Source organism: Roseibium porphyridii (assembly GCF_026191725.2).
GTDB classification, from domain to species: Bacteria; Pseudomonadota; Alphaproteobacteria; order Rhizobiales; family Stappiaceae; genus Roseibium; species Roseibium porphyridii.
The window spans coordinates 2,786,929-2,809,221 of sequence record NZ_CP120863.1 but is presented as its reverse complement, the minus strand read 5'-3'; the positions used below and the strand labels follow the sequence as shown (position 1 = coordinate 2,809,221).

Genomic DNA, 22,293 nt, shown 5'->3' with positions numbered 1-22,293 from the left:
GTAGAGATAGCGGCTAAAAAACAGTCGATAAGCGATTGAAGCCGCCCAAGCGCAGGTGATTTCCACCATTCAGCCTTTCACATCATCCTGTGGTGCAAGTCGGTCATGATCCAAAGGCTGCCACCCACCATGATGATGATCAGCACCGATGCGAAGGCTAGGAAAAACAGATTTTCGGCGGGTGTGGATTTGAAATTCAGGTGAAGGAAGAAAACCAGATGCACCATCACCTGCAGCACCGCAGCAATCGCGATAACCACATAGACCGCAGGGCCAGCCAGAAGCCCGCCCCAAACGACCGCAAAGGGAATAGCGGTCAAAACAACTGCCAGAACAAAGCCGATTAGGTAAGTGGTCAAACTGCGTTCAGCCGCGGGGGTCATTTTGTTTTCCTCACATCACGCCGGGCAGATAGACGACCGAGAAAATCCCGATCCAGACAATATCAAGGAAGTGCCAGAAAAGACCAAGGCGAACGAGCCGAGATCGCACCGGCAAAGTCAGCCCCTTGATCAGTACCTGACCAATCATCACGCAGATCCCGAGTGCCCCGAAGGCAACGTGAAGTCCGTGTGTCCCAACAAGCGTAAAAAACGCAGACAAGAAGCCACTAACCTCAGGTCCTGCCCCTTTTTCGAGCATTCCCTGAAATTCAACAAATTCCATCGCTAAAAAACAGATGCCAAGCAGCAGTGTGATGATCAGCCAGAATACAACGCGCCCGGACCGACCGAGCGTCATGGCAATGGTCGCGAACCCGAAAGTGAGGCTGGACAACAGCAAAAGCGCCGTTTCACCCGCTGTATGGGAAAGCTCAAACACGTCTTGGGAGGTGGGGCCAGCTGCCGAGTTATTCGCCAGCACCGCATACGTGGCAAACAGAAGCGCGAAAATGACGGCATCTGTCATCAAATAGATCCAGAACCCGAATTCTCGCGCTTCAAGTGAAGTCTTTTCTTCCTCTTCCAACAAAAGAGTGTTGCCAGCAGAAAGTTCGGTCACATCACCCTCCCCGGCAGCGCTTCACCCGACGCTTCTCCCAACGGCACAAAGTCTCGCATATCGTGTAGATCCGCCGATGATATCTGTGCGAGCCGGGCTCTCTCGATTTTCTCGACGTCTGCTGCCGACAGAACGAAGTCGGAATTGTCGTCGCAGGCCCTTATGCCGACACACACAAGCGAAAGCACAAAACAAAGCGCCACCAGCCACCAGATATACCAGACGAAGGCAAACCCCAGCCCGAACGCCAAAGCGCCGAGAATGGGTCCCAGCGGCGTGCTTTTCGGCATCACAATGTCTTGGTACTGCGCAGATGGAGCATAAGCAGTGCCACGAATTTTCATGTCGTGAAAAGCATCAATGTCGCGCACATCAGGGATAATCGCGAAGTTATAGGGCGCTGGCGGTGAAGAGGTGGCCCATTCCAGCGTTCTGCCATTCCAGGGATCACCGGTGATGTCCCGTGAAGACCCCCAGTTCCTTGCGGATACGATCAGTTGTATGGCGATGCAGGCAATTCCGATCATAACGCAAATTGCACCAAGCGCTGCGACAACAAGATAAGGTTGCCAGTTCGGGTCGGCATAGTGCTCCATGCGTCGGCTCATACCCATGAAGCCGAGTACATAAAGAGGCATGAAAGCGAGATAGAAGCCGATAAGCCAGAACCAGAAAGACCGGATTCCCCACTTGCGGTCCAGCTTGAAACCGAACGCTTTCGGGAACCAATAGTTCAGACCGGCGAAATAGCCGAACAGGGCCCCCGGGATCAGCATGTTGTGAAAATGAGCAACCAGAAAGGTTGAATTGTGCATCAGGTAGTCGGCCGGAGGTAGAGCCAGGAGCACGCCTGTAACGCCACCTATGACAAACGTCACCATGAAGCCGATTGTGAACACCATGGAGGGATGAAACTCGATCCGTCCCCGGAACATGGTGAAAAGCCAGTCGAAGATTTTGACCCCGGTTGGCACCGCAATGATCATGGTGGCGATCCCGAAGACCGCGTTGACATTGGCCGAGGATCCCATCGTGAAAAAATGATGCAGCCAAACGGTAAAGGACAAAAGCGCAATACACGCAGTTGCATAGACGAGCGACGGGTAGCCGAAAAGGCGTTTGCGGGAAAACGTCGCCACCACCTCGGAGAAAATACCAAAGGCCGGAAGGATGAGAATATAAACCTCCGGATGCCCCCAGATCCAAAGCAGGTTGGCATACATCATCATGTTGCCGCCGTCGCCATTGGTGAAGAAGTGGAAACCGAGCGTCCGATCCAGCGTCAGCTGCGCAGCAACCACCGTCAGGGCCGGAAAGGCAAAGGCAATCAGGATCGAAATGCAGAGCGTTGTCCAAGTGAACATGGGCATGCGCATGAACGTCATGCCCGGACAGCGGTTCTTGACGATCGTGACAATGAAGTTGATGCCTGACAGCGTGCTGCCGACACCACTGACAATCAGCGCCCAAAGCCAGTAGTCCACCCCGACGCCTGGGCTGTATTCAATGCCTGCATAAGGCGGGTACCCTGTCCAGCCCGCCTGCGAGAACTTGCCAACAACCAGCGAGACCAGCACAAGTGCGGCACCTGCCGCAGTCATCCACAAACTGACGGAGTTCAAAAACGGAAAGGCGACATCCCGCGCCCCGATCTGTTGCGGAACGATGATGTTGATCAACCCTGTCAGGAAGGGCATCGCCACGAAAAAGATCATGATGGTGCCATGGGAGGAGAAAATCTGTTCAAAATGCTCAGGCGGCAAATAACCTTCGCTATTGAGCGCGATGGCCTGCTGTGCCCGCATCATGAGCGCGTCGACAAAGCCGCGTACCAGCATCACAAGCGCCAGAACGACATACATGATACCGATCTTCTTGTGATCGACGCTTGTCAGCCAGTCAGTCCATAGAACTTTCCAGGCGCGCAGATAAGTGATCAGCAGAAAGACCGCAACGCCGCCCGCAACGGTTACAAATGCGCCGCCCATGGCAACCCAGGAATAAAACGGCAGAGCCTCAATGGTCAGACGCCCAAGCATCAAGAAGCCCCCTCTTCCTTGCTGCTATCGTGATGATGGGGTGTGCTCACCGGTGCATATTTCTTCATGATTGTTCTGAAAAGGTCGGTTTCGTAGGAGCTGAAGTAACTCACGGGATCGGCAATGCTTTGCTTGTGCAACTCAGCATAAACACCAGCATCAAGCGCTTTGCCCATGTCGGACGCCTTTCCCTGCCATGCCTGGAAATCCGCCTCGCTCAATGCGTGCGCCTTGAAGTGTTGATCAGAGAACCCGTCACCGGAATACATGGTATTTCGGCCCATGAAGACGCCGGGACCATCTGCCATGAGATTGATTTCGGAGCGCATGCCCGCCATCGCGTAGATCTGTCCACCAAGGGCAGGTATCATCAGCGAATTCATTACGGTGTCGGACGTGATTTCAATGGATACAGGCCTGTCAGCTGGAAACGCCAGTTCATTGACACTTGCCAAACCAAGCTCGGGGTAGAGAAACAGCCATTTCCAATCGAGCGCAATCGCCTGCACCTTGAAGGCCGGTTTGTCGGAAACAAGGGCTTTGTACGGATCAAGCTTATGTGTTGATGTCCAGACAAGTGTACCCAGTGCAACGATGATAACCGCGGGCACAAGCCAGACAACGGTTTCGATTTTCCACGACCCCTCCCAATTCGGCGTGTAGGTGGAAGTCTCGTTCGATCCACGGTATCGCCAGGCGAAATAAAGCGTTAGCAAGATCGCCGGAATTGCGACAATCATCATCAGCCCAAAGGCGGTGAACAGCAGATCCCGTTCTGCAAGTGCGACTGGTCCTTTGGGTGAAAGAACAGGTGCATCAGACAACGTGCAACCATTCAGCAACAGCAATAAAAAGATCGATATGATCGAAAATCGTGCGCTCACAAAACGCGAGTCGCCGCTTCGCACCCAGCCGGGAATCACTTCAATCATTGCTCCTCCTAAAGAGGATGAAGAAATCAATGCAAAGTTTTGAGCCTAATAAAGAAAACGATTGACCGGCTCAATAAAAATTGCCCCAAATACGCCTGTTTCCGTAAGAGAACCAATTGCGTCTCACAAAGCCTAGCCGACAGGAGTTCCCAATAAAAGGGTACCACTCTCAAAAAGTGAGGGCGCAAATGACCCAAAGCCTGTCTTCATACGCAATTGGAATTTCAAAAGACACTTTCTTTCACTTGTTCATCCAATATCCGCTGGACAGAACAAGGCAGCCTTTGAATGATGCACCATGTAATTGTTGACAGGATCGGGACTGTACCATGTCGAAGCCATTTCAAGCCGATGACCACGTTGCTCACATGGAGCAAACCCTTGACCTTACGATTGAGGCTGATTGGCGTCCCGTCGTTAAAATGCACATAACTGCAATTGAAAAAGCTGCACAGTCCGTTCTGGAGTTTCCCCTGGAAGATGACATCGAAGCGGCACCGGTGTTTCGTCCATGAGTGTCGACCGTCAAGCCTTGCGTTCCTGGTCGGCAGCCCAGATTGCTGCTGAGGTATCAGCCGGCAACATCAAAGCTCTTGAAGTTGCCCATACCGCACTAGAGGACCTTGATGTCCTGAACCCCAAGATAAACGCATTCACGGATACCACGCCGGAACGCGCGCTTACCGAGGCCAGAAACGTTGATGACGCCATTCAGTCCGGCGCAGATTTGCCGCTCGCGGGTGTACCCTACGCCGTCAAAAATCTATACGATATCAAAGGCATAACCACACGAGCCGGCGCAAAAATTACGCAAGTAAATGCACCTGCAAGCGCAGACGCAACGCTCGTCAACAAACTTCAATCTGCTGGCGCCGTCCTCGTTGGGGCAACGCATATGGGAGAGTATGCCTACGATTTTACCGGTGAAAATGCGCATGATGGCAACTGCGTGAACCCGCACAACACCGCCCACATGACGGGAGGCTCATCTTCAGGGTCCGCAGCTGCAACGGCATCGGGCATCGTTCCGTTCGCGATGGGTTCAGACACGAATGGGTCCATTCGGGTGCCTGCCTCCTTTTGTGGCCTCTTCGGACTGAAACCTACGTATGGAAGGTTGAGCCGGGCCGGAACTTATCCGTTTGTCGGAAGTTTCGATCACCTCGGCCCCCTCACCCGCTCTGCCGAAGATCTCGCTCTGATATTTGATGTGCTTCAGGGACTCGATCGGGCTGACCCTGCACAGTCGGACCACCCGGAAATCGAAACGCATCAACGATTGAACGAAAACGTCGACCAGCTGAGAGTAGCTGTGGCGGGAGGTTACTTTCGTGAAAATCTCCTGCCTGCTGCGCTCGACGCTGTTGATCTGGTCGCCAAAGCCTTGGGGGCAAGCCACGAAATCGACATTCCAGAGACAGCCAGGGCACGGGCGGCAGCATATGTAATCACTGCCGCGGAAGGATCGACACTACATTTCAATCGGATCCGCGAACGACCACAGGATTTTGACCCGGAGACACGAGACCGATTTCTGGCAGGTACAATGGTGCCTGCGATCTGGGTTCAACAGGCCCAACGTTTTCGCAGCTGGTTCCGCGACTTGATGCATGGCCTGTTTGACAAGATTGACATTCTGATCGCGCCAGCAACACCTTTTCAAGCGCTTCCTTCAGGTACAAAGACCTTCACACTCAACGGTGAAACGGTTCCTGCACGCCCTAACATCGGTATCTTTACCCAGCCAATTTCCTTCATCGGCCTTCCGGCAGTCACTGTGCCAGTCTGGCTGAATGGGGAAGACCTGCCCATCGGCGTTCAGATAATTGCGCCTGCCTGGCGCGAAGACCTGGCGTTGAGGGTTGCGCACCATTTGGAGCAGATCGGCACGGTCCGAGCCCCGATTGCTGATCTGGGCGTATGATGGGTCCTGGAAACCTATGGCTGCTTCCGTCGCAGCAACGACATATGAGACAACTAATAAGACTGGTGGCAGCAACGCGGAAAAGTATCGTTGGCAACCAATGGCGGCTGAACCACTTCCGCCCAATGCAGCGCAGGAAAAGACATGAGCAAATTCAAAGCCGTTGTATTCGATTGGGCCGGCACAATGATCGATTTCGGTTCCTTTGCTCCAATGGGTGTTTTCATCAAGGCATTTGACCACTTTGGGATAACCGCATCCGTCGAACAGGCACGTGAACCCATGGGCCAACCCAAGTGGGATCACATTCGCTCAATGATGGATGATCCTGACATCGCCTCACAGTGGAAAACCAGGTTCGGCCAAGTGCCAACTGGTGCTGATGTCGACAGGGTCTATGAAGTTTTTGTCCCGATGAACGAAGAGGTCGTGGCAGATTACGCAGATCTCGTCCCCGGCGCTGCCGACGTCGTGAAGGCTCTTCGCAAGAAGGGCATCAAGATAGGCTCAACCACAGGCTACACGCGCTCAATTATGGAACGGGTTCTTCCCGTGGCAGCCGGCCAAGGTTATGAACCAGACAATCTGGTGTGCTCTGATGACCTAACTGAAGGAAGACCGGGTCCACTGGGCATGTATCAGTGTTTCCTTGATCTTGTGGTCTATCCGCCAGCTGCGGTCATAAAGGTGGACGATACCGTACCTGGCATAGCTGAAGGTGTTTCAGCCGGATGCGTAACGGTCGGGCTTGCTTTGTCTGGAAACTATGTGGGAAAGACCCCGGACCAGCTAGCCAACTTGGCAGATGCCGACGTTGACGCCTTAAGACGCTCTGCAACTGAAAAACTGAAGGCCGCCGGCGCGGACCATGTGATTGATACTGTTGCGGACTTGCCGGATTTGATTGAAGCCCTTGAACGCGAATGAATGCCCGGGCCCTTCCGGCGGGACGAGGCCTATCCTGCTCGCGCCTCTTGGCGGCAGCACAGCCAGGCCCTGAGCGAGGGCTCGCAATCGCAAGATGCTTCTGAAAAAGGAACCGCACGGTTTGAATTCAAGTCCCGTTAAGGCGTCTTGTCCAAGATGTCCTCGAACAGGATCTATCATGACAAGACTTTTCGTGCGGATTTTCACCGCGCTTCACAATCCGTGCCGGCTCATTCGATTTGCATCTTCCCCTTTGGCTGCCATCTGCCTTGCCGTGCCAGTTGCACTTGCACAAACGGAACAAAGGCTGGAGGTTGTCGACAGCACGGAAGACCCCTGGCCTTCCATAGGGCGGGTCAATGTTGCCGGATACAGAACCACCTCCATGTGCACAGGTACCTTGATTGCACCCAACATCGTCCTCACGGCCGCACATTGCTTTTACAACAAGCGAACGCTCAAGCTCTTTCCGACCAAAGACGTATTGTTCATCGCGGGTGTACGCCGGGACCAATTTGCAGCGAGGTTGGAGGCTGCTTGCCTCATAACTGCAAAAGACTATCAGCCCAAGAAACAGCCACGGCTGCGCGATGTTCGAAATGATATCGGCCTCATCGTGCTGAAACAAAAGAGCGACCTTCGCCCGATAGCCCCTCTTGAGATCGCCGACGCGAAAACACTTTCAAAAGAAACACGCTTTCAATCCGCTGGGTATCGTCGAAGCCGACGGTACCTGCCAACGTTGGTGAAAGACTGCAAAGTCCTTGGAACAAGAGAGGATAGTTGGGTTACCAATTGCCCTTCAGAAAGTGGCGCATCTGGTGGACCCTTCCTTGTGGAAACAGCAAGCGGTCCAAGGGTTGCAGGCGTCATGTCAGCAAAACTCAACGAGGAACGGTCCGTTATCGTCCCTTTTCTGGCGTGGCAGGACCTTCTAAAAAATCCAAGCTGTTCAGCCGATCCGACCGTAAAGTCTTCAAATGAAAGCCGGAACTGAGAAATTTTTCGCTACCGCTTCTGAAAAAGCCGGGTAAGGTGAAGTCCGATTTCCGCCTGACACGATTTCGCAAAGCGGGTTTACGCCACCTTGACGCTTAGTAATTTGGGCCGATGAACCATTCCTCACATCCTCCTCAGACTACCGGCCATAAGCCTGTTTCATTGGCAAAGCTTGGCTTTGTCGCCAGCGATACCGAGGAAGCACAACAGGCACAGGAAGATCTTTCAGCACGCTACGGCGGCGTACCGGCGCAAGATGCGGACGTCATAGTCGCCCTTGGCGGCGACGGCCTGATGCTGCAAACGCTGCACGAACATATGGGCAGCGGCAAACCTATCTACGGTATGAACCGGGGCTCAGTCGGTTTTCTGATGAATGAATACCGTGAAGATCAACTGCTTGAACGGCTCTCGAAAGCTGATGTGACAACCATCCGTCCGCTGGAAATGACGGCAACAGCCAACGATGGCACGATCCACAAGGCCCAGGCGATCAACGAAGTGTCCCTGCTCCGGCAGACTTCTCAGGCAGCTCGCCTGAAGGTCTCCGTAGACAGTCGAATGCGTCTGGAAGAACTGATCTGCGACGGCATTCTGGTTGCAACACCGGCAGGCAGCACTGCCTATAACCTGTCCGCACACGGGCCGATCCTGCCGATAACCGCTCAACTTCTGGCCTTGACCCCTATCAGTGCCTTTCGACCGCGCCGCTGGCGTGGAGCGCTTTTGCCCAACCGGGCGCGGGTTGACATCGAAATCCTGGACCCCAAAAAGAGGCCCGTCAGCGCCTCGGCGGATCATACCGAAATCCGGCACGTCACCCATGTGTCTGTGTGCGAGTCGACAGAAGCCGAAGGCGTGATCATGTTCGATTCCGATCACGGCTGGGACGAGCGTATTCTGACGGAAATGTTCCGCTATTGACCGGAATTCTCCTGCATTGCGCCGGAACGGCAACCGACTGTTAAGTATGAATGCCCATACTTGCGCGTATTATTTTGCTGACATGGCGATAAGGATCAACGCTGCAATGGCCAAAGACGCCAAAGACCAGAATTACGAGATCGTGTCGCCACCGACGGACCTGCGCAGCAAGGTTCGGGAACTATCTCCGCGCGAGGCCAAAAAGTTTGACCCGGTCAAGGCAGCAGAAGCTGCATTGAACCGTCTTTCCTCTCACTTTGGCGGATGGATGGACAATGAGACCGTGGCGCTGAACAGCGCCTGGGAAAACGTTCAGGCCAACGGGCTTTCGGAAGATACCATCGAGCCACTTTTCCAAGCTGCTCACAACATCAAGGGCCAAGCCCTGACCCTTGGCTTTCCGCTCGTCGGTCAAGTTGCCGCCGGTTTTTGCCACCTGATTGAAAACGTCCCCTCGCCTGACGCCTTGCCGACTGAACTTGCCGGACGTTATGTCGAGGCAATTCGGGCAATGGTTATGGAAGGCGCTAAAGACGCTGACAACAAGACCGGCGTAGCGCTCCTGGAAACACTTCAAAGTGTCACCGACGCCTATCTCGCACAATTCCCGCCGAAGACAGACGAAGATTGATTACCGAGACGCTCTAGTTTGACACAATTCTGCTCGCCCAATAGGCTTCAGAGGCTATGGGAGGGGCGGTTTTGAAGCACTTTCTGACAATATTTTTTTATTTTGTTTTGTTCCTTGGAGCCGCTCTCGCTGAGCGGCGTGTGGCCTTGGTTATTGGAAATTCTGACTATCAGAACGTACCTCGGCTACAGAACCCCAAGAACGATGCAGATGGCATGACCAGAAAGCTTTCAAGTCTCGGCTTTGAAGTCACCACCGGCGTTGATCTTAGCCTTACTGAGATGCGAACAACCATTCATTCCTTTGTAAAGAACCTAAAGGGAGCAGATCTAGCTTTGTTTTTTTATGCTGGGCATGGCTTGCAGGTGAACGGTTCCAACTATCTTGTGCCAATCGACGCCCGGCTCGGTTCTTATCTTGATCTTGAATTCGAGGCGATGCCAGCCAACCTGATCCTGAGTGCAATGGAACGTAGTGCCAATGTAAACCTAGTTTTTCTTGATGCCTGCCGAGATAACCCTCTTGCGGAAAACCTTGCTCGCTCAATGGGCACACGATCCGGGTCAGTCGGCAAAGGTTTGGCAAAAATTGGGTCTGGTGTGGGCACGTTGATTTCCTTCGCAACCCAGCCTGGGAACGTTGCACTGGATGGTCGTGGCGCCAATAGTCCCTTTACGAGTTCGTTGTTGAAGCATCTTGGCACGCCCGGGCTTGATATCACGCGTGAACTCGTTCTAGTTCGCCGCGATGTGCTGGCCGCAACAAACGGCAAACAGGTGCCATGGGAGAACTCTTCTCTCACTGGCGAAGTCATTTTGAGACAACAAGATCCGCAAATTCCAAATGAACCCAAAGTGGATCCACAAATTGAACTGGCCTTTTGGAATTCGATCAAAGACAGCAAATCCGCTGCGTATTTCAAGTCTTATCTGAAGCGATATCCCGAGGGCCAATTTGCAGAGATCGCAAATCTTCGTATTCAAGAAATCAAAGACCAAAAAGCAAACGAAATCAGAGCACACGACAACCAAAAAGACGCAATAGAAGTCGCTTATTGGCAATCTATTCAAAATGCCCTCGAACCAGCGATGTTTGAGAGCTACCTCAGTAAGTACCCCGAGGGTGTCTATGCGCATTTAGCGAGATTAAAAATCGCCGCGCTTAAGAAACAGAACATCGCACTTTCACAAGAGAAGGCGCAAAACACTCCGTCGCCCGGTTCAGGTCCCGCAAAACCGTTGTCGCCTGCTGCACCTATTGAAAGCACACAGCAAGTTGCAAGCCTTCCGGCAATGAATGCACCCCAAGCGCCACAAATCGAGTTTTCAGAGAAGCAGACGGACACCAAAGAATTGGCAAGAGCCATGCAGACCGAGTTGAATCGTCTTGGGTGCTCTGTCGGTCAGATAGACGGAATTTGGGGCAAACGCAGCAAAAACGCACTTAAGACCTATACGAAGGAAGCAGGATTCGAGTTTTCCTCTTTGGATCCAAGTCCCGAATCTTTGGAAAAACTAGCTCAGTCAAAAGGCCGTGTTTGCCCACTGGTGTGCGGACGTTCGCAGGAACTAAAGAATGGCAAGTGCGTTGCTGTAAAAGAGCCAGCTGGTAACAAACACGCGATAAGGCAAAATGTGAAACCGGCAAAGTCAGCAAGCAGCTGCCCCAACGACCCTACAGCCGATTCATTTCGCTATCGTGCTAAGCGACAACCAGGAAGTGACAGCCGCTACTACACGCATCCATGCGGGCGAAGCGCCCACTGCACTTCGCAAGCCAATCTTCCAAGAAAGTGTTTCTGGCAATAGAAACAAATTGGCGGATCAGGCGGCAGCAGTGATGGCCAAACCGCTGTTCTTGACCAGCAACCTTGCTTCGAGCCTCGCCACATCAATCGCGAACCGGCGCAGGAATGCCGTGACGTCTTCATCAGCGCCGAGCGATCCGTCCTGCATTTCGGCAAGAAGTGTTTCGGTCAGCATTCGCGCTTCATCCAGAGCGAGATCGTAGGTGAAATCGGCCTCGGCCTTGCGCGCGATGTCGATGGCCAGCAAGAACGCACTGTGAGATCTGAGCGGAAGTCCAGCCTTGCGAAGCATGGCCTGCAACGCGGAGCGGCGAACGGTCATCAGCAGCTTGCACAGCCTTGGCAGGGGAACCTGCCCCAAATTGGCCAGCGCCGCCGCAAAGAACCTTAGACGACCACAGCAGACTGACCGTAGCAAAAGTCTGGTGGTCAGTTTTTCATTCACGCGCAGATGCTCGACAAACTCCGGCAGGTCTTCAACGCCGGCTTCGAGCGCAAGCCGCAGCACAACCTTGTCTTCTGCGTCGCTCAAGAAGGTATGCCGTTGGTTCTCGGGCACCCTTTCAAGCACGATCGGATGATCATCCAGGTTCTCCGCAAGACGCATCAAGAGCTCATAACGCATCGCCAGCGGCAGATCACGGGTTCGCAGGAGTTGATCGCAAATGTCCGGCCGGTCTTCAAAGCGTTGGGCAAGCCGCAGGAGGGATGATTGAAGAACATGAGCGTTGGCGTTTTGAAGCAATGAGCGGCACGCCGGCTCACTGCCGACTTCGCAGATTGCTGCGCTGATGCTGGCAGACAAGTCGTGCCGCGACGCGATGGCGCACTGAACGGCATCGCTGCCTTCGGCAAGAAGATCGACAAGCTCCGCCTCAGAAAGGATTGGAGATGATTTCAATATGGGAATTGCAACTTCGTCGACATCGCTGGCCAGGCAGCGAATAACGTGGCCAGGTGCATGCTCGCTTGACGCAAGTATGTTCGCGATCGCCTTGCGAACTGAGCGGCTGGGGTCATCCAGTAAAATGGTCAGCGCGGCAGCCATGCTGGTCCGCTCCTGACTGCCCTCTTCGGCGTCCAGATATCGCTGCGCAAACTCTTGCGCGGCCTGAATGTCCAGGGTGCATTCATTGTCATCGTTCAGCTGCAGAATGTCGTGTACGGTCATAGCGGTAAAACAATCTTCCCAAGTGTCAGATACATCCTGACATCAAAGGCTTAACGATCGGTTCACCATAATTTTGACAATAACCGGCGCGTTCACGCCGGTGGCAGAAGGTCTTTTTGTTCTTCTTCGGCCTTAAGCCTCAGAAAACGGGTCAAATCGAGTGGCCCGCCCTGGTCGGCCAAGGCCAGCTCCTGGGCCGCAACCTGATTCGATGTGCCTGACAACGCGCTAAACCGCGCTGCTTCCTCAACAGCCGCAAATGCGGACGCAAATCTTGGATTGACCCCGGCTTGTTTGGAAGCTTCATCGTTTCGGAACAAGGCTTCAAATGGGTTCAAGGTCTCGGCAGCCTGGAAGGCCGATAAGACCCGTGTATTGGCCGCTTCTCCGTTTGACGGGTTTAGAGAGGCCTCTTTTGGATCCTGTGGTGCCTGCCTCGTGCCTGCTGCCGCAACGACCTGTTCCTGCAAGAAAACAGCACTTGGTGAGGACTGGCTCGTTTCACCTGTCAGGCTTTCTGGTATCGACAACTTCGCCTTTGCAAGCTCCACCGGATTGTTCTCGGGGAGTGATGGTATGCCCTGATCACTCGCAGCGAGCTGAGGTGTCAATTGTGGTTTTCCACGCATTGCGAAGGCTGCTGCCGGGTCTCCGGCCAACTGATCAATTTGCTGCGGGTCGAAGGGAGAAGGATTTTGGACAGGCTTCGCATTTGGCAGGGTCGCCACCTGCGTCAATGCCCCGGATGTCCTCAGGTTTTTCTTCCCACTCACCTCTGCAATCATCGTTACGGCATCATGCTTCGACACGATGACCTCGTACACTTCCTGCATCGACCGTGCCGTACCGTTTCGATTGTAGAAGATCGGCTTGTTGGCTCTGGCCTGAGCAGAAAAGACCGAATCCGCACGCGTGTTCGGATTGGCGTTGGTTGCATCAATGAGCTTGCTCGCACCATGCGCACCCAGGAAGTGCGCCATGTAGAGTTCACCGTCCGTAGGTGCCCGGCCGATTTTTCGCTCCAGATACTCAGAATTCTTCTGCGTCAATGCTCCGGCCATCATCGACGAGATTTCCGGATCCTTCCTCAGATCCAGGATTTCACGGCGCATGTTGGCATCGCTAACGTAGTACTTCCCGCTTTTCGAGCGCTTGATATGTTCAGAATAGTTTTCCAACCCGTGCTTGGGGCCGGCTTCCTTCATTGTTTCCAGCCAGGTGGATTCAATGAACTGAAACAGACCTGTCGCGCTCGAAGTCTTGGCCTTCGCAGACGGATTGAAGGACGACTCTCTCGCAGCCGTCTTTACCAGATAGTCGAATGACGTACCTGTTGAAGTACTCGCAGACTGAAACGCAAGCTCGATCCGAGACGCGACCGAGGTAGTGTCAGCAATATGCATGACCCTGTCTCCTCGACGGAACTGATTTATTACTTTGTTAACTTTCGCGCCGAAAAGGTTAACAAAACCTTAACAAGTCACAGTCAAGTGTCTGTGTGACTTCCGACTTCGGCATTTTCTGAAAAAGTTGAGCAGTTCTGCTGAATTTGGCGTCCGGAAATGTGGAAATTCAGCAAAAACCACGGGTTTTCTTTGGATATCGACGACAAGTCTTCGACTCAACCAAATGTCTGATAGCTCCCATTTGTATGAGTCGGCAACCGGAAATGAAAAAGGCGCCGGAGCAGCCGACGCCATTTCCCAGCAACAGACGCAAATGTCAGGACTTGGGACGGCCCATCTCAAAAACCTGTTCTATGACCGCGTAGTCCATATAGCCGAGCCGCGAAAGCGGCTTGTAACGCGTCACATCAACCCGCCCGTCAACAATGATGTTGTCGTCTATATGAACACCAACGACCTGACCAAAAACCACCCAGCTGTCGGCCTCCTTGCCATCAAGTCCCTTCATCTGCAGTGTCTGCAGGTGCTTGCATTCCAGCGCGGTTACCGCTTTGGCCACTCTAGGCGGTCGGACCAGACGTGAAGGCGCCATTTCAAGGCCGGTCAGATCGAATTCCGAAGTCTCGTGCGGAACAGCCGCCGAAGACAGGTTCATTTCGTCCTTCAGATCCCAGCTCGCCATGTTGCAGACGAACTCACCAGTGCTATCGACGTTTGCGACGCTGTCCTTGTAGCCCGATGACGAAAACAAGACGATCGGTGGCCGGTCACATACACAATTGAAGAAGCTGTAAGGTGCCAGATTGGTCCGGCCATCGCTGTCTTGTGATGAAATCCAGCCAATCGGCCGGGGTGCAACAATTGCCTTGAATGGATTGTGTGGCAGGCCGTGATCGTTTTTCTCAGTGTCGTAATACATGTGTTTAGTCAGCTTGTGTCCAGTTGGAGATCAATTGTGCAAGGTCGGGGCGCTGACGCTCAACAGGAGGCTGCGTCGCCGTACCGATGTGCACGAAGCCGGCAAAACGCTCATTTTCACCGGCACCCAAATACCGGCTTGCCTCTTCGTCAAAGGCAAACCATTCAGTCAGCCATTGCGAAACATATCCTGATGCGGCGGCAGCGGTGACAAGGTTCATGCACACAGCACCAGCCGAAAGTTGCTGCTCCCAAATGGGTATCTTGGGATGCTCGGCCGCAGTGCTGACAACGCCGATGACGCGCGGTGCTCTTTGGAACCGTGTCAGTTCTTTCTGGCGCTGTTCGTAATCAAGTGGTCCGTTCAGGCTCTCACAGCGAGCAGCCAGCCAGGCTCCGATTGTTTCACTCTGCTCGCTCGGGTAAAGCACGAAGCGCCATGGGCTCAGTTTGCCGTGATCCGGAACGCGAGCGGCGATTGTCAAAATGTCCCGGATCTGGTCATCGTCTGGTCCGGGAGAAGACATCGTGACAGAAGGGTGAGACCGTCTTTGTCGCAGAAACGAGAGTGTTTCCGGCGACATTGTGTCTTGATTGGGCATGAACTTATCCTGTTGAGATAGTTTCATTTGCAACTATCAACTAATTGATTAGCCGCAAAAGTCAACTTCTATCTGAAACGTCTTGAATTCGCCCGAATTTAAGTCCCATTAGGGACCGAAATTCAATCCGGGTTGTTGAATAAAAATTTGGTGTTTTTTGCCGGCGCTGTTGGGGCAATGAAACCGACCGATCTCCTTTGCTTCGACAAATATCGTCTGAAGCGCGGAAGCTCTGATCCCGACCGACAACCGCGATTGGAATTAAATGCAAAAGACTGGTAAAACACGTCGAGTCAAAAAGATAATGAAACGGGCATGTTAAAAACACCAATTGTCTCAGGCGGGTACGGTTTAAACAAACCTGTAGCAGCGGCAGCGCAAGCACTGCTTGTTTGCATGACACTCCTGTTTGTGAGCAGCACCGCTTTTGCGCAGACCTTGGAAGCTCCCATGCCCCCGGCCAAGAAGCCGGACCCCAACGCTCCCGTTGAAAACCCGATCATCAATCTGCTCGACCGCGAACCTGAGCCACTGTTTTCAGACGTACTGCTTCCAAGCCCATATGCCCCGACAAGATCTTCAGCGACAGACGTCGCAAGCGGTCTTCAGGAAGGCGCACTTTACCTGATGGCAAAGCTCACCGCTGACGCAAAGCCGCTCTATGATGGGCTGATCTGGCGCATTTATTCCGAGACCACCAATACGGATGGACGGCTGCAACTTGTGGCAACGCACAAGGGTGGCGACGCGGAATTTCGCCTGGAGCCGGGCTCGTACCTCATCCACACTGCCTACGGCTATGCCCAATCCACCAACAGGATCATGATTGGCAAGGAAGTCCAGTCAAAGATGGTGACGCTGAATGCCGGCGGCATCAAATTCGGAGCGACACTCAAAGACGGTCAGACGATTGATGGCAAACCCGTTTCTTTCGACGTCTATGGATTGGAATTCGATGAGCGCGGTGAGCGAGACCTCATTGTCAGCAACGTGACACCCGGTTCAATCGTCCGTTTGAATGCCGACACTTATCATGTTGTAAGCCGATACGGCGACGTCAATGCTGTGGTTCGAGCCGATGTCCAGGTGCTCCCTGGAAAACTGACCGAAGCGACGATCTTCCACAAAGCCGCGGGCATTACATTGAAGCTCGTCAACGAACGCGGTGGTGAGGCAATTGCCAACACCACCTGGTCCGTATTGAGCCCGGGCGGCGATGTCGTCGTTGAAGCCACCGGGGCTTTTCCCGACTTTGTTTTGGCGGCTGGTGAATATGAGGCACTCGCGCGCAACAACGGCCGAACATATCTTCATACATTTGAAGTAACCCCGGGCGAAGATCGAGAAGTCGAAGTGGTGACATCCGTGAGTGAATTGTCGTCTCAGCAAGCCACTATCAACAACTGACCTTCAAAGCCGACAATATTGTAGGACGGTCAACCGAGTCGCGTCATTTTCAATCGCGTCGACCGAGCAGTTTACCCGAGCTGACGCAGGGTCCCATCTCCATCACCTTGGTCTGAAGAAAATCCATGACTTCCTTCTGATCCTTGAAACCCGACAAGGTTTCGTAGGAGATTGGATTTCCAGCCCGCGCTGTAATCACCGTCCCTAGAATGCGCCTGAATTCACGCACCAGCAATGACAGGCGCAAGGTCAGCGAGTACTTGCTGACCAGATGAAACAGCCAGGAATTCTGCCCCTCAAAATAGAGCGGCAGGACAGTCGCCCGCGATGAGCGGATCATCTTTGCCGTAAAGGTTTTCCAGGGCAGCTCTTCTGCACGACCGAACGGTTTGGCTGCGGTCGCGACGCCACCACCGGGGAACACGATGATTGTCGTGCCTTCCTGAAGCAGCCGCAGCGCTTCCTTTCGGGTCTGCATGTTGGTCTTCAAGGCCTGCTTGGTCTCTTCAAAATCAACAGGCAGAGAAAACGGACGGACTTCAGGAACCTTCAGCAACTCATTGTTGATCAGGATCTTGAAAGGACGGTCCAGCTGTTCTGCAAGCGCCAGAATAGCCAGTCCATCACCAATGCCATAGGGATGGTTCGCAATCAGGACCAAAGGACCTTCGGGAAGGTTCTTCGGAGGCCATTCGCCATCCGTAACGGCAACATCCAGATTGATCAGCCCGAGCAAATCGCTCCAGATGTAGTCGGACGTGCCGACCATGGTGTGCTTCCACACTTCATAAAGATCGACAAGCTTGCGACGTCCCGACAATCCCTCAATGGCACGGATTGTCCACCGCTTCAGTGGCGGGTGCTCGGGATTTGCGTAACTGAATTCAGCGTAGTTCACGGCCGTTGTCTTGAACCTGATGAAACTCTGGTAAATCAGAAACCCAATACCAGAAGCTCCGTTTCAACAATGTGACAGCACATTGCCCCAGGGGATACCCCAGCGTAAGGGCAATGTGCAAGCTGTTAGAATCTCCTACTCAGGAGACGACGCACTAGCGAAGATCGGGCGGTGTTGCTTCCTCGACAAAGGCCGCGACAGCCTCCTCCAGCCCCATGGCCTTCTGGTCCTTGGAACCCAGGCGGCGAATATTCACTGTCTTTTCTTCCGCTTCACGCATACCACAAACAATAATCACCGGAACTTTGGCAAGCGAGTGTTCGCGAACCTTGTAGTTGATCTTCTCATTGCGGAAGTCTGTTTCAACTTTCAGACCTTTCGACTTCAGAAGATCGGCAACTTCCTGTCCGTAAGCATCGGCCTCTGAGGTAATGGTCGCAACCACGATCTGCAAGGGCGCAAACCAGAGCGGAAAGTGTCCGGCATAGTTCTCGATCAGGATACCAAGGAAGCGTTCCATAGATCCGCAGATCGCTCTGTGGATCATGACCGGAGTTTTCTTCTCACCGTTATTGTCGACATAGAACGCACCGAAGCGCTCCGGCAGATTGAAGTCCACCTGTGTGGTGCCACATTGCCATTCACGACCGATCGCATCTCGCAAGGTGTATTCGAACTTCGGACCGTAGAAAGCGCCCTCACCCGGAAGAATGTCGGTTTTCACCCGTCCTTCGGACTCCGCCTCGATCCGCTTCAGCACATCGGCCATGATCGTTTCGGCATGATCCCAGGCTTCATCGGTGCCGACACGTTTTTCTGGACGGGTCGACAATTTGACAACAATCTCGTCAAATCCGAAGTCCTTATAAACCGAGAGAATGAGATCGTTGATCTTCATACACTCGTCGGCCATCTGCTCTTCGGTGCAGAAAACGTGGGCATCGTCTTGCGTGAACCCGCGAACGCGCATCAGCCCATGCAGTGCACCTGACGGTTCGTAGCGGTGAACCACACCAAATTCAGCAAGGCGCAACGGCAGATCACGATAGCTTTTCAAGCCGTGTTTGAAGATTTGCACGTGCCCCGGGCAGTTCATCGGCTTCAAGGCAAAGACACGGTTGTCCTCAGCTTCAGGGTCAGCGCACTGCACGGAGAACATGTTTTCTTTGTACCAGGTCCAGTGGCCTGAAGTTTCCCAAAGCGAAGTGTGCAGAACCTGCGGTGCATTCACTTCGTTATACGTGTCTCGCAGCACACGGCGTTTATAGGCAATCAGGTTCTGGAACATGTCCCAGCCGTTCGGATGCCAGAAAACGACGCCAGGCCCCTCTTCCTGGAAATGAAACAGATCCATTTCACGTCCGAGCTTCCGGTGATCGCGCTTTTCCGCTTCTTCCAGCATACGAAGGTAGCCTTTCAGCTCCTTTTCGTTATGCCAGGCCGTTGCGTAGATCCTGGACAACATTTCGTTGTTGGAGTCGCCGCGCCAATATGCTCCGGCAACCTTCATCAGTTTAAACGCATCGCCGATCTGCCTTGTTGAGGCCATATGCGGGCCACGGCACAGATCCAGCCATTGCCCCTGCTTGTAGATCCGGATTTCCTGATCTTCAGGAATGGCATCGATCAGCTCGACCTTGTAGTGTTCGCCTTTGGCGGCAAAAAAGGTTTTGGCTTCTTCGCGGCTCCAGAATTCCTTGGTGAACTGGGCACCACGGCCGATGATCTCACGCATCTTTTTTTCGATGACAGGCAACTCGTCCGGATGGAAAGGCCAGTCTTCGTCAGTATCCGGATTGACGCGTTTGAAATCGTAGTAGAAGCCGTTCTCGATGACCGGACCGATGGTCACCTGTGTACCGGGCCACAACTCCTGAACAGCCTCGGCCATGACGTGTGCTGCATCATGCCGGATTAGCTCGAGCGCACGCGGGTCGTCGCGGGTTACGATTTCAATCTGATGGTCGGCATCGATCGGATCTGAAAGATCTTTCAGTTCCCCGTCCAACGTCATTGCAACTGCCTTCTTGGCAAGCGACTTGGAAATGCCCTCGGCGATTGCCAGACCAGTGGTGCCAGCTTCATATTCGCGCACGGAATTGTCGGGGAAAGTCAGTTGGATCATCTTTTTTCTCCTGCTCACTCCTGCAGACAATGCAGGTAAGCTTCACAAAGGTATTTGGACCGCCTGCTGATAGGGGATTCAATCCGGATCGGCAACCCTTTACCCCTTAAAGCTGGCTAATCGGCTGCTTTGGGTCGTCAACCGGTTCCATCGTTGCTGGTTTCAGACTGACGGCATCGTTGGCTCTAACTTTCGCAGTCTATAACCAAAGGCGGCGGTCGCCGCCGGATCGGCTGAGATTTCACGATGGACGTGCTGGTTTCCGCCTTGTCCGAGATTTTGTCGAGGATGCCATCAAGGTCCTCGATGCTTGGAACCGCGAGACGCGCAACAAAACAGTCTTCCCCCGTCACCTTGTCGCATTCGCAAAACTCAGGGATGTCCTGAATGAGCTGTTGCACGATATGCAATTTTCCCGGCAACGGCCGGATCCTCACGATTGCCTGGAGACTGTAGCCCAGCGCCTTAAGATCGATCTCTGCAGAAAAACCGCGCACGATGCCACGATCTTGTAAGCGGCGGATCCTTTCCGAAACGCCCGGTGAAGACAGCCCCGCATGTGCAGCGAGATCCTTCAACGACATACGCGCATCGGAAATCAGCGCTTCAACGATCTTTCTGTCCGCGGCATCCAACTTCATCTTTTTCACCATTTTCATCGAATTATCTTACTTAATAAGGCTCATAGTACAAAAAGTCTAATTTTCGTTATGTAATTCGTCCCAACACTTTGTCACCCTTGGAAACATCGGAACCCAAGGAGGCTAAATTGGACAAGACACTTCGCGGTGCTGCCGAAATGACGGCGGCCATGACCATTCTCGGAACGATCGGCCTGTTCGTTGTCCTGTCAGGAGAAGGCGCAATTGATGTCGTCTTCTGGCGCTGCGCCTTTGGCGCTCTCGCATTGCTGGTCATTTGTTCGGCCCAAGGCCTGTTGCGAGGCCAGCTGACACTCAAGACGCTTTTGATGGCCGCACTTGGTGGTTTTGCGATCGTCGTCAATTGGGCGATGTTGTTCAGTGCGTATGGCGAAGCATCTATCGGGGTCGCAACCGCCGTTTACAACACTCAGCCATTCATTTTGGTGGGCTTTGGAGCCCTGTTCCTGAAGGAACGCATTTCTTCGGTTAAACTTGGCTGGCTTGCGTTCGCGTTCCTTGGGGTTTTGTTGATCATTCAAGCCAAACCCGCAACAGCTGACTATATCGGTTCCAACTATGCACTTGGAATTGCCTTGGCCTTGTCGGCAGCATTTTTCTGGGCAGTAGCCGCACTTCTCACGAAAAAACTGACTGGCACACCACCGCAGCTGATCGCCCTTATCCAGGTCTGTGTAGGTATCTTGATGCTTGCCCCGTTTGTAAGCTGGTCGGCGCTACCGCAGACCGGGACATCCTGGGCAGCGCTTGCAACTCTTGGCATTGTCCATACCGGTATCATGTATGTATTGATGTATGGCGCTGTCCAGAAATTGCCGACCTATCTACAAGGCGCGTTTTCATTCATCTATCCAGTTGTCGCGATCCTGGTCGACTACGTCGCTTTCGGCCATCAGTTGCATGTCCCGCAGCTGATTGGTGCCGCTGTTATTGTTCTTTCCGCCATGGGACTGACCTTTGGCTGGAAACTGTCACTTGGCCGAAGAAAAGGCCAATGTGTGTCCTGAGCAAGCAGATATGAATGAAAGTCAATCCAGACGATCATCGCGTTCAATCAAGTCGATGATCGTCTGGAATATGCTGACCGGTCCACCGGCCATATCGCCAGGGACACCACCATCGCGCATCTTTGGGCAAGTCATCCGGGATTGGATCAAATCCGGATGCACCCCAGGGATTGCATCTGAGAATGCGCGACAATCCGACCCAACCGCCTGCCCAGAAGCCAAATCGCCTGATTGACTGCTCGGTGTAATCCGAACATGTCGGCGCGTATCGGCAGGATCGCCCCATGACAAGGGAAAGAGAGTGTCGGTAGATCCAGATCAAACCAATAGCAACGCGACCAGGCACCGTGAGGGGTCGCGCATTTTCTTTATCTGGTGAGATTGGCGAACACATGAAGGTGCATGTGATTGCCCTTAAGCAACCACACTGTCCTGACCGACCTTAGCCTCGATCTGATCAAGGGCGTCGACCACCGCATCAAACGTCAAGAGCGTTGAAGTGTGGCGAGCCTTATATTCGCGCACGGGTTCAAGAAACTTTAGGTCCTCAAAACGCCCAGTCGGCGCTTCGCCACCCTCTTTAAGCATAGCGCGCATGGTGTCACGGACATCTCGTAATTCATCAGCGCTGGCTCCTACAACGTGACGGGCCATGATCGAAGATGATGCCTGTCCAAGTGCGCAGGCTTTGACGTCGTGGGCAAAATCCGTCACCACGCCATCTTCAACACAAAGATCCACAACAACGGTCGACCCACAAAGTTTTGAATGGGCCTTGGCGGTGGCGTGAGGATGCTCAAGACGGCCAATCCGCGGGATGTTGCCTGCGAATTCCAGGATCTTAGCGTTATAAATGTCGTCCAGCATTCTCGCCTCTTCGTGAAAGCCAGTGATCGCGTGCCACATTGATGG

General features: G+C 53.4%; 22 protein-coding genes. 9 read left to right on the top strand and 13 right to left on the bottom strand.

The genetic code is table 11. The features are described 5' to 3' along the window. Window positions 1-77: 77 nt before the first annotated feature. From cyoD to cyoA, 4 genes are read right to left on the bottom strand one after another with little or no spacing between them, the layout of a single operon-like run. Window positions 78-383: a cytochrome o ubiquinol oxidase subunit IV gene (gene cyoD / locus K1718_RS13100; protein WP_265682331.1), complete on the bottom strand. Its 306-nt coding sequence runs from the start codon at window positions 381-383 to the stop codon at window positions 78-80. Window positions 384-393: 10 nt separating this feature from the next. After that, on the bottom strand, window positions 394-1,002 hold the full coding sequence (cyoC, locus tag K1718_RS13095) for a cytochrome o ubiquinol oxidase subunit III (protein ID WP_265682332.1): 609 nt from the start codon (window positions 1,000-1,002) through the stop codon (window positions 394-396). Beyond that, window positions 999-3,041: a cytochrome o ubiquinol oxidase subunit I gene (gene cyoB / locus K1718_RS13090; protein WP_265682333.1), complete on the bottom strand. Its 2,043-nt coding sequence runs from the start codon at window positions 3,039-3,041 to the stop codon at window positions 999-1,001. The genes cyoC and cyoB overlap by 4 nt, the downstream gene beginning before the upstream one ends. Then, window positions 3,041-3,973, bottom strand: coding sequence for a ubiquinol oxidase subunit II (gene cyoA, locus K1718_RS13085; RefSeq protein WP_265682334.1), 933 nt, complete (start codon window positions 3,971-3,973; stop codon window positions 3,041-3,043). The genes cyoB and cyoA overlap by 1 nt, the downstream gene beginning before the upstream one ends. A 329-nt stretch (window positions 3,974-4,302) precedes the next feature. Between cyoA and K1718_RS13080 the strand changes: the two genes are divergently transcribed. From K1718_RS13080 to K1718_RS13050, 7 genes are all read left to right on the top strand, one after another. After that, on the top strand, window positions 4,303-4,488 hold the full coding sequence (locus tag K1718_RS13080; protein WP_265682335.1) for a DUF4089 domain-containing protein: 186 nt from the start codon (window positions 4,303-4,305) through the stop codon (window positions 4,486-4,488). After that, a complete protein-coding gene (locus tag K1718_RS13075) occupies window positions 4,485-5,897 on the top strand; it encodes an AtzE family amidohydrolase (RefSeq protein ID WP_265682336.1) in 1,413 nt (470 codons plus the stop codon). The genes K1718_RS13080 and K1718_RS13075 overlap by 4 nt, the downstream gene beginning before the upstream one ends. A 144-nt stretch (window positions 5,898-6,041) precedes the next feature. Continuing rightward, window positions 6,042-6,824, top strand: a complete 783-nt coding sequence (phnX, locus tag K1718_RS13070; protein WP_265682337.1) for a phosphonoacetaldehyde hydrolase — start codon at window positions 6,042-6,044, stop codon at window positions 6,822-6,824. A gap of 178 nt (window positions 6,825-7,002) precedes the next feature. Further along, window positions 7,003-7,821 (top strand): trypsin-like serine peptidase, encoded by an 819-nt coding sequence (locus tag K1718_RS13065; RefSeq protein WP_265682338.1) that lies wholly within the window; start codon window positions 7,003-7,005, stop codon window positions 7,819-7,821. A 113-nt stretch (window positions 7,822-7,934) separates the two neighbouring features. After that, complete coding sequence (locus tag K1718_RS13060; RefSeq protein WP_265682339.1) at window positions 7,935-8,747, top strand: NAD kinase; 813 nt, start codon at window positions 7,935-7,937, stop codon at window positions 8,745-8,747. 106 nt (window positions 8,748-8,853) lie between these two features. Beyond that, complete coding sequence (locus tag K1718_RS13055) at window positions 8,854-9,378, top strand: Hpt domain-containing protein (RefSeq protein WP_265682340.1); 525 nt, start codon at window positions 8,854-8,856, stop codon at window positions 9,376-9,378. Between the two features lie 71 nt (window positions 9,379-9,449). Beyond that, a complete protein-coding gene (locus K1718_RS13050) occupies window positions 9,450-11,186 on the top strand; it encodes a caspase family protein (protein WP_265682341.1) in 1,737 nt (578 codons plus the stop codon). Between the two features lie 15 nt (window positions 11,187-11,201). On the opposite strand, the gene K1718_RS13045 is transcribed toward K1718_RS13050, so the two are convergent. From K1718_RS13045 to K1718_RS13030, 4 genes are all read right to left on the bottom strand, one after another. Beyond that, window positions 11,202-12,356, bottom strand: coding sequence for a DUF2336 domain-containing protein (locus K1718_RS13045; RefSeq protein WP_152501329.1), 1,155 nt, complete (start codon window positions 12,354-12,356; stop codon window positions 11,202-11,204). Window positions 12,357-12,448: 92 nt separating this feature from the next. Next, window positions 12,449-13,759: a transglycosylase SLT domain-containing protein gene (locus K1718_RS13040; protein ID WP_152501328.1), complete on the bottom strand. Its 1,311-nt coding sequence runs from the start codon at window positions 13,757-13,759 to the stop codon at window positions 12,449-12,451. Between the two features lie 319 nt (window positions 13,760-14,078). Next, on the bottom strand, window positions 14,079-14,681 hold the full coding sequence (locus K1718_RS13035; RefSeq protein WP_152501327.1) for a flavin reductase family protein: 603 nt from the start codon (window positions 14,679-14,681) through the stop codon (window positions 14,079-14,081). A 4-nt stretch (window positions 14,682-14,685) separates the two neighbouring features. Beyond that, the gene (locus K1718_RS13030; protein ID WP_265682343.1) at window positions 14,686-15,282 is read right to left on the bottom strand and encodes a nitroreductase family protein; all 597 of its coding nucleotides are present in this window, start codon (window positions 15,280-15,282) and stop codon (window positions 14,686-14,688) included. A gap of 450 nt (window positions 15,283-15,732) precedes the next feature. Here K1718_RS13030 and K1718_RS13025 point away from each other — a divergent pair, with 450 nt between their 5' ends. Further along, a complete protein-coding gene (locus K1718_RS13025) occupies window positions 15,733-16,689 on the top strand; it encodes a hypothetical protein (RefSeq protein WP_265682345.1) in 957 nt (318 codons plus the stop codon). Between the two features lie 49 nt (window positions 16,690-16,738). Here the strand turns inward: K1718_RS13025 and K1718_RS13020 are convergent, their stop codons facing one another. The 3 genes from K1718_RS13020 to K1718_RS13010 all read right to left on the bottom strand — a co-directional run bounded on the left by K1718_RS13020 (window position 16,739) and on the right by K1718_RS13010 (window position 20,371). Beyond that, window positions 16,739-17,587, bottom strand: coding sequence for a lysophospholipid acyltransferase family protein (locus tag K1718_RS13020; RefSeq protein ID WP_265682347.1), 849 nt, complete (start codon window positions 17,585-17,587; stop codon window positions 16,739-16,741). 154 nt (window positions 17,588-17,741) lie between these two features. Further along, window positions 17,742-19,712, bottom strand: a complete 1,971-nt coding sequence (gene thrS / locus K1718_RS13015) for a threonine--tRNA ligase (RefSeq protein WP_265682349.1) — start codon at window positions 19,710-19,712, stop codon at window positions 17,742-17,744. 185 nt (window positions 19,713-19,897) lie between these two features. Further along, window positions 19,898-20,371, bottom strand: a complete 474-nt coding sequence (locus K1718_RS13010; RefSeq protein ID WP_285806073.1) for an Lrp/AsnC family transcriptional regulator — start codon at window positions 20,369-20,371, stop codon at window positions 19,898-19,900. 110 nt (window positions 20,372-20,481) lie between these two features. On the opposite strand from K1718_RS13010, the gene K1718_RS13005 reads away from it, so the two are divergent. Then, complete coding sequence (locus tag K1718_RS13005; RefSeq protein ID WP_152501322.1) at window positions 20,482-21,381, top strand: DMT family transporter; 900 nt, start codon at window positions 20,482-20,484, stop codon at window positions 21,379-21,381. A 43-nt stretch (window positions 21,382-21,424) separates the two neighbouring features. Here K1718_RS13005 and yidD read toward each other — a convergent pair whose 3' ends face one another. Next, window positions 21,425-21,775, bottom strand: coding sequence for a membrane protein insertion efficiency factor YidD (yidD, locus tag K1718_RS27540; RefSeq protein WP_418068122.1), 351 nt, complete (start codon window positions 21,773-21,775; stop codon window positions 21,425-21,427). A gap of 20 nt (window positions 21,776-21,795) precedes the next feature. Next, window positions 21,796-22,248, bottom strand: coding sequence for an iron-sulfur cluster assembly scaffold protein (locus K1718_RS12995; RefSeq protein WP_152501320.1), 453 nt, complete (start codon window positions 22,246-22,248; stop codon window positions 21,796-21,798). Window positions 22,249-22,293 lie beyond the last annotated feature (45 nt).

Bases quoted from the DNA above. Each gene is read 5' to 3' on its own strand.
- K1718_RS13035 (WP_152501327.1), bottom strand. From the start codon at position 14,681: ATGTATTACGACACTGAGAAAAACGATCACGGCCTGCCACACAATCCA.
- cyoA (WP_265682334.1), bottom strand. From the start codon at position 3,973: ATGATTGAAGTGATTCCCGGCTGGGTGCGAAGCGGCGACTCGCGTTTT.
- K1718_RS13010 (WP_285806073.1), bottom strand. From the start codon at position 20,371: ATGAAAATGGTGAAAAAGATGAAGTTGGATGCCGCGGACAGAAAGATC.
- K1718_RS13055 (WP_265682340.1), top strand. From the start codon at position 8,854: ATGGCCAAAGACGCCAAAGACCAGAATTACGAGATCGTGTCGCCACCG.
- K1718_RS13060 (WP_265682339.1), top strand. From the start codon at position 7,935: ATGAACCATTCCTCACATCCTCCTCAGACTACCGGCCATAAGCCTGTT.
- K1718_RS13075 (WP_265682336.1), top strand. From the start codon at position 4,485: ATGAGTGTCGACCGTCAAGCCTTGCGTTCCTGGTCGGCAGCCCAGATT.
- K1718_RS13025 (WP_265682345.1), top strand. From the start codon at position 15,733: ATGCCCCCGGCCAAGAAGCCGGACCCCAACGCTCCCGTTGAAAACCCG.
- K1718_RS13040 (WP_152501328.1), bottom strand. From the start codon at position 13,759: ATGCATATTGCTGACACTACCTCGGTCGCGTCTCGGATCGAGCTTGCG.
- K1718_RS13030 (WP_265682343.1), bottom strand. From the start codon at position 15,282: ATGCCCAATCAAGACACAATGTCGCCGGAAACACTCTCGTTTCTGCGA.
- cyoB (WP_265682333.1), bottom strand. From the start codon at position 3,041: ATGCTTGGGCGTCTGACCATTGAGGCTCTGCCGTTTTATTCCTGGGTT.
- thrS (WP_265682349.1), bottom strand. From the start codon at position 19,712: ATGATCCAACTGACTTTCCCCGACAATTCCGTGCGCGAATATGAAGCT.
- K1718_RS13045 (WP_152501329.1), bottom strand. From the start codon at position 12,356: ATGACCGTACACGACATTCTGCAGCTGAACGATGACAATGAATGCACC.
- K1718_RS13080 (WP_265682335.1), top strand. From the start codon at position 4,303: ATGTCGAAGCCATTTCAAGCCGATGACCACGTTGCTCACATGGAGCAA.
- K1718_RS12995 (WP_152501320.1), bottom strand. From the start codon at position 22,248: ATGCTGGACGACATTTATAACGCTAAGATCCTGGAATTCGCAGGCAAC.
- yidD (WP_418068122.1), bottom strand. From the start codon at position 21,775: ATGTGTTCGCCAATCTCACCAGATAAAGAAAATGCGCGACCCCTCACG.
- cyoD (WP_265682331.1), bottom strand. From the start codon at position 383: ATGACCCCCGCGGCTGAACGCAGTTTGACCACTTACCTAATCGGCTTT.
- K1718_RS13065 (WP_265682338.1), top strand. From the start codon at position 7,003: ATGACAAGACTTTTCGTGCGGATTTTCACCGCGCTTCACAATCCGTGC.
- phnX (WP_265682337.1), top strand. From the start codon at position 6,042: ATGAGCAAATTCAAAGCCGTTGTATTCGATTGGGCCGGCACAATGATC.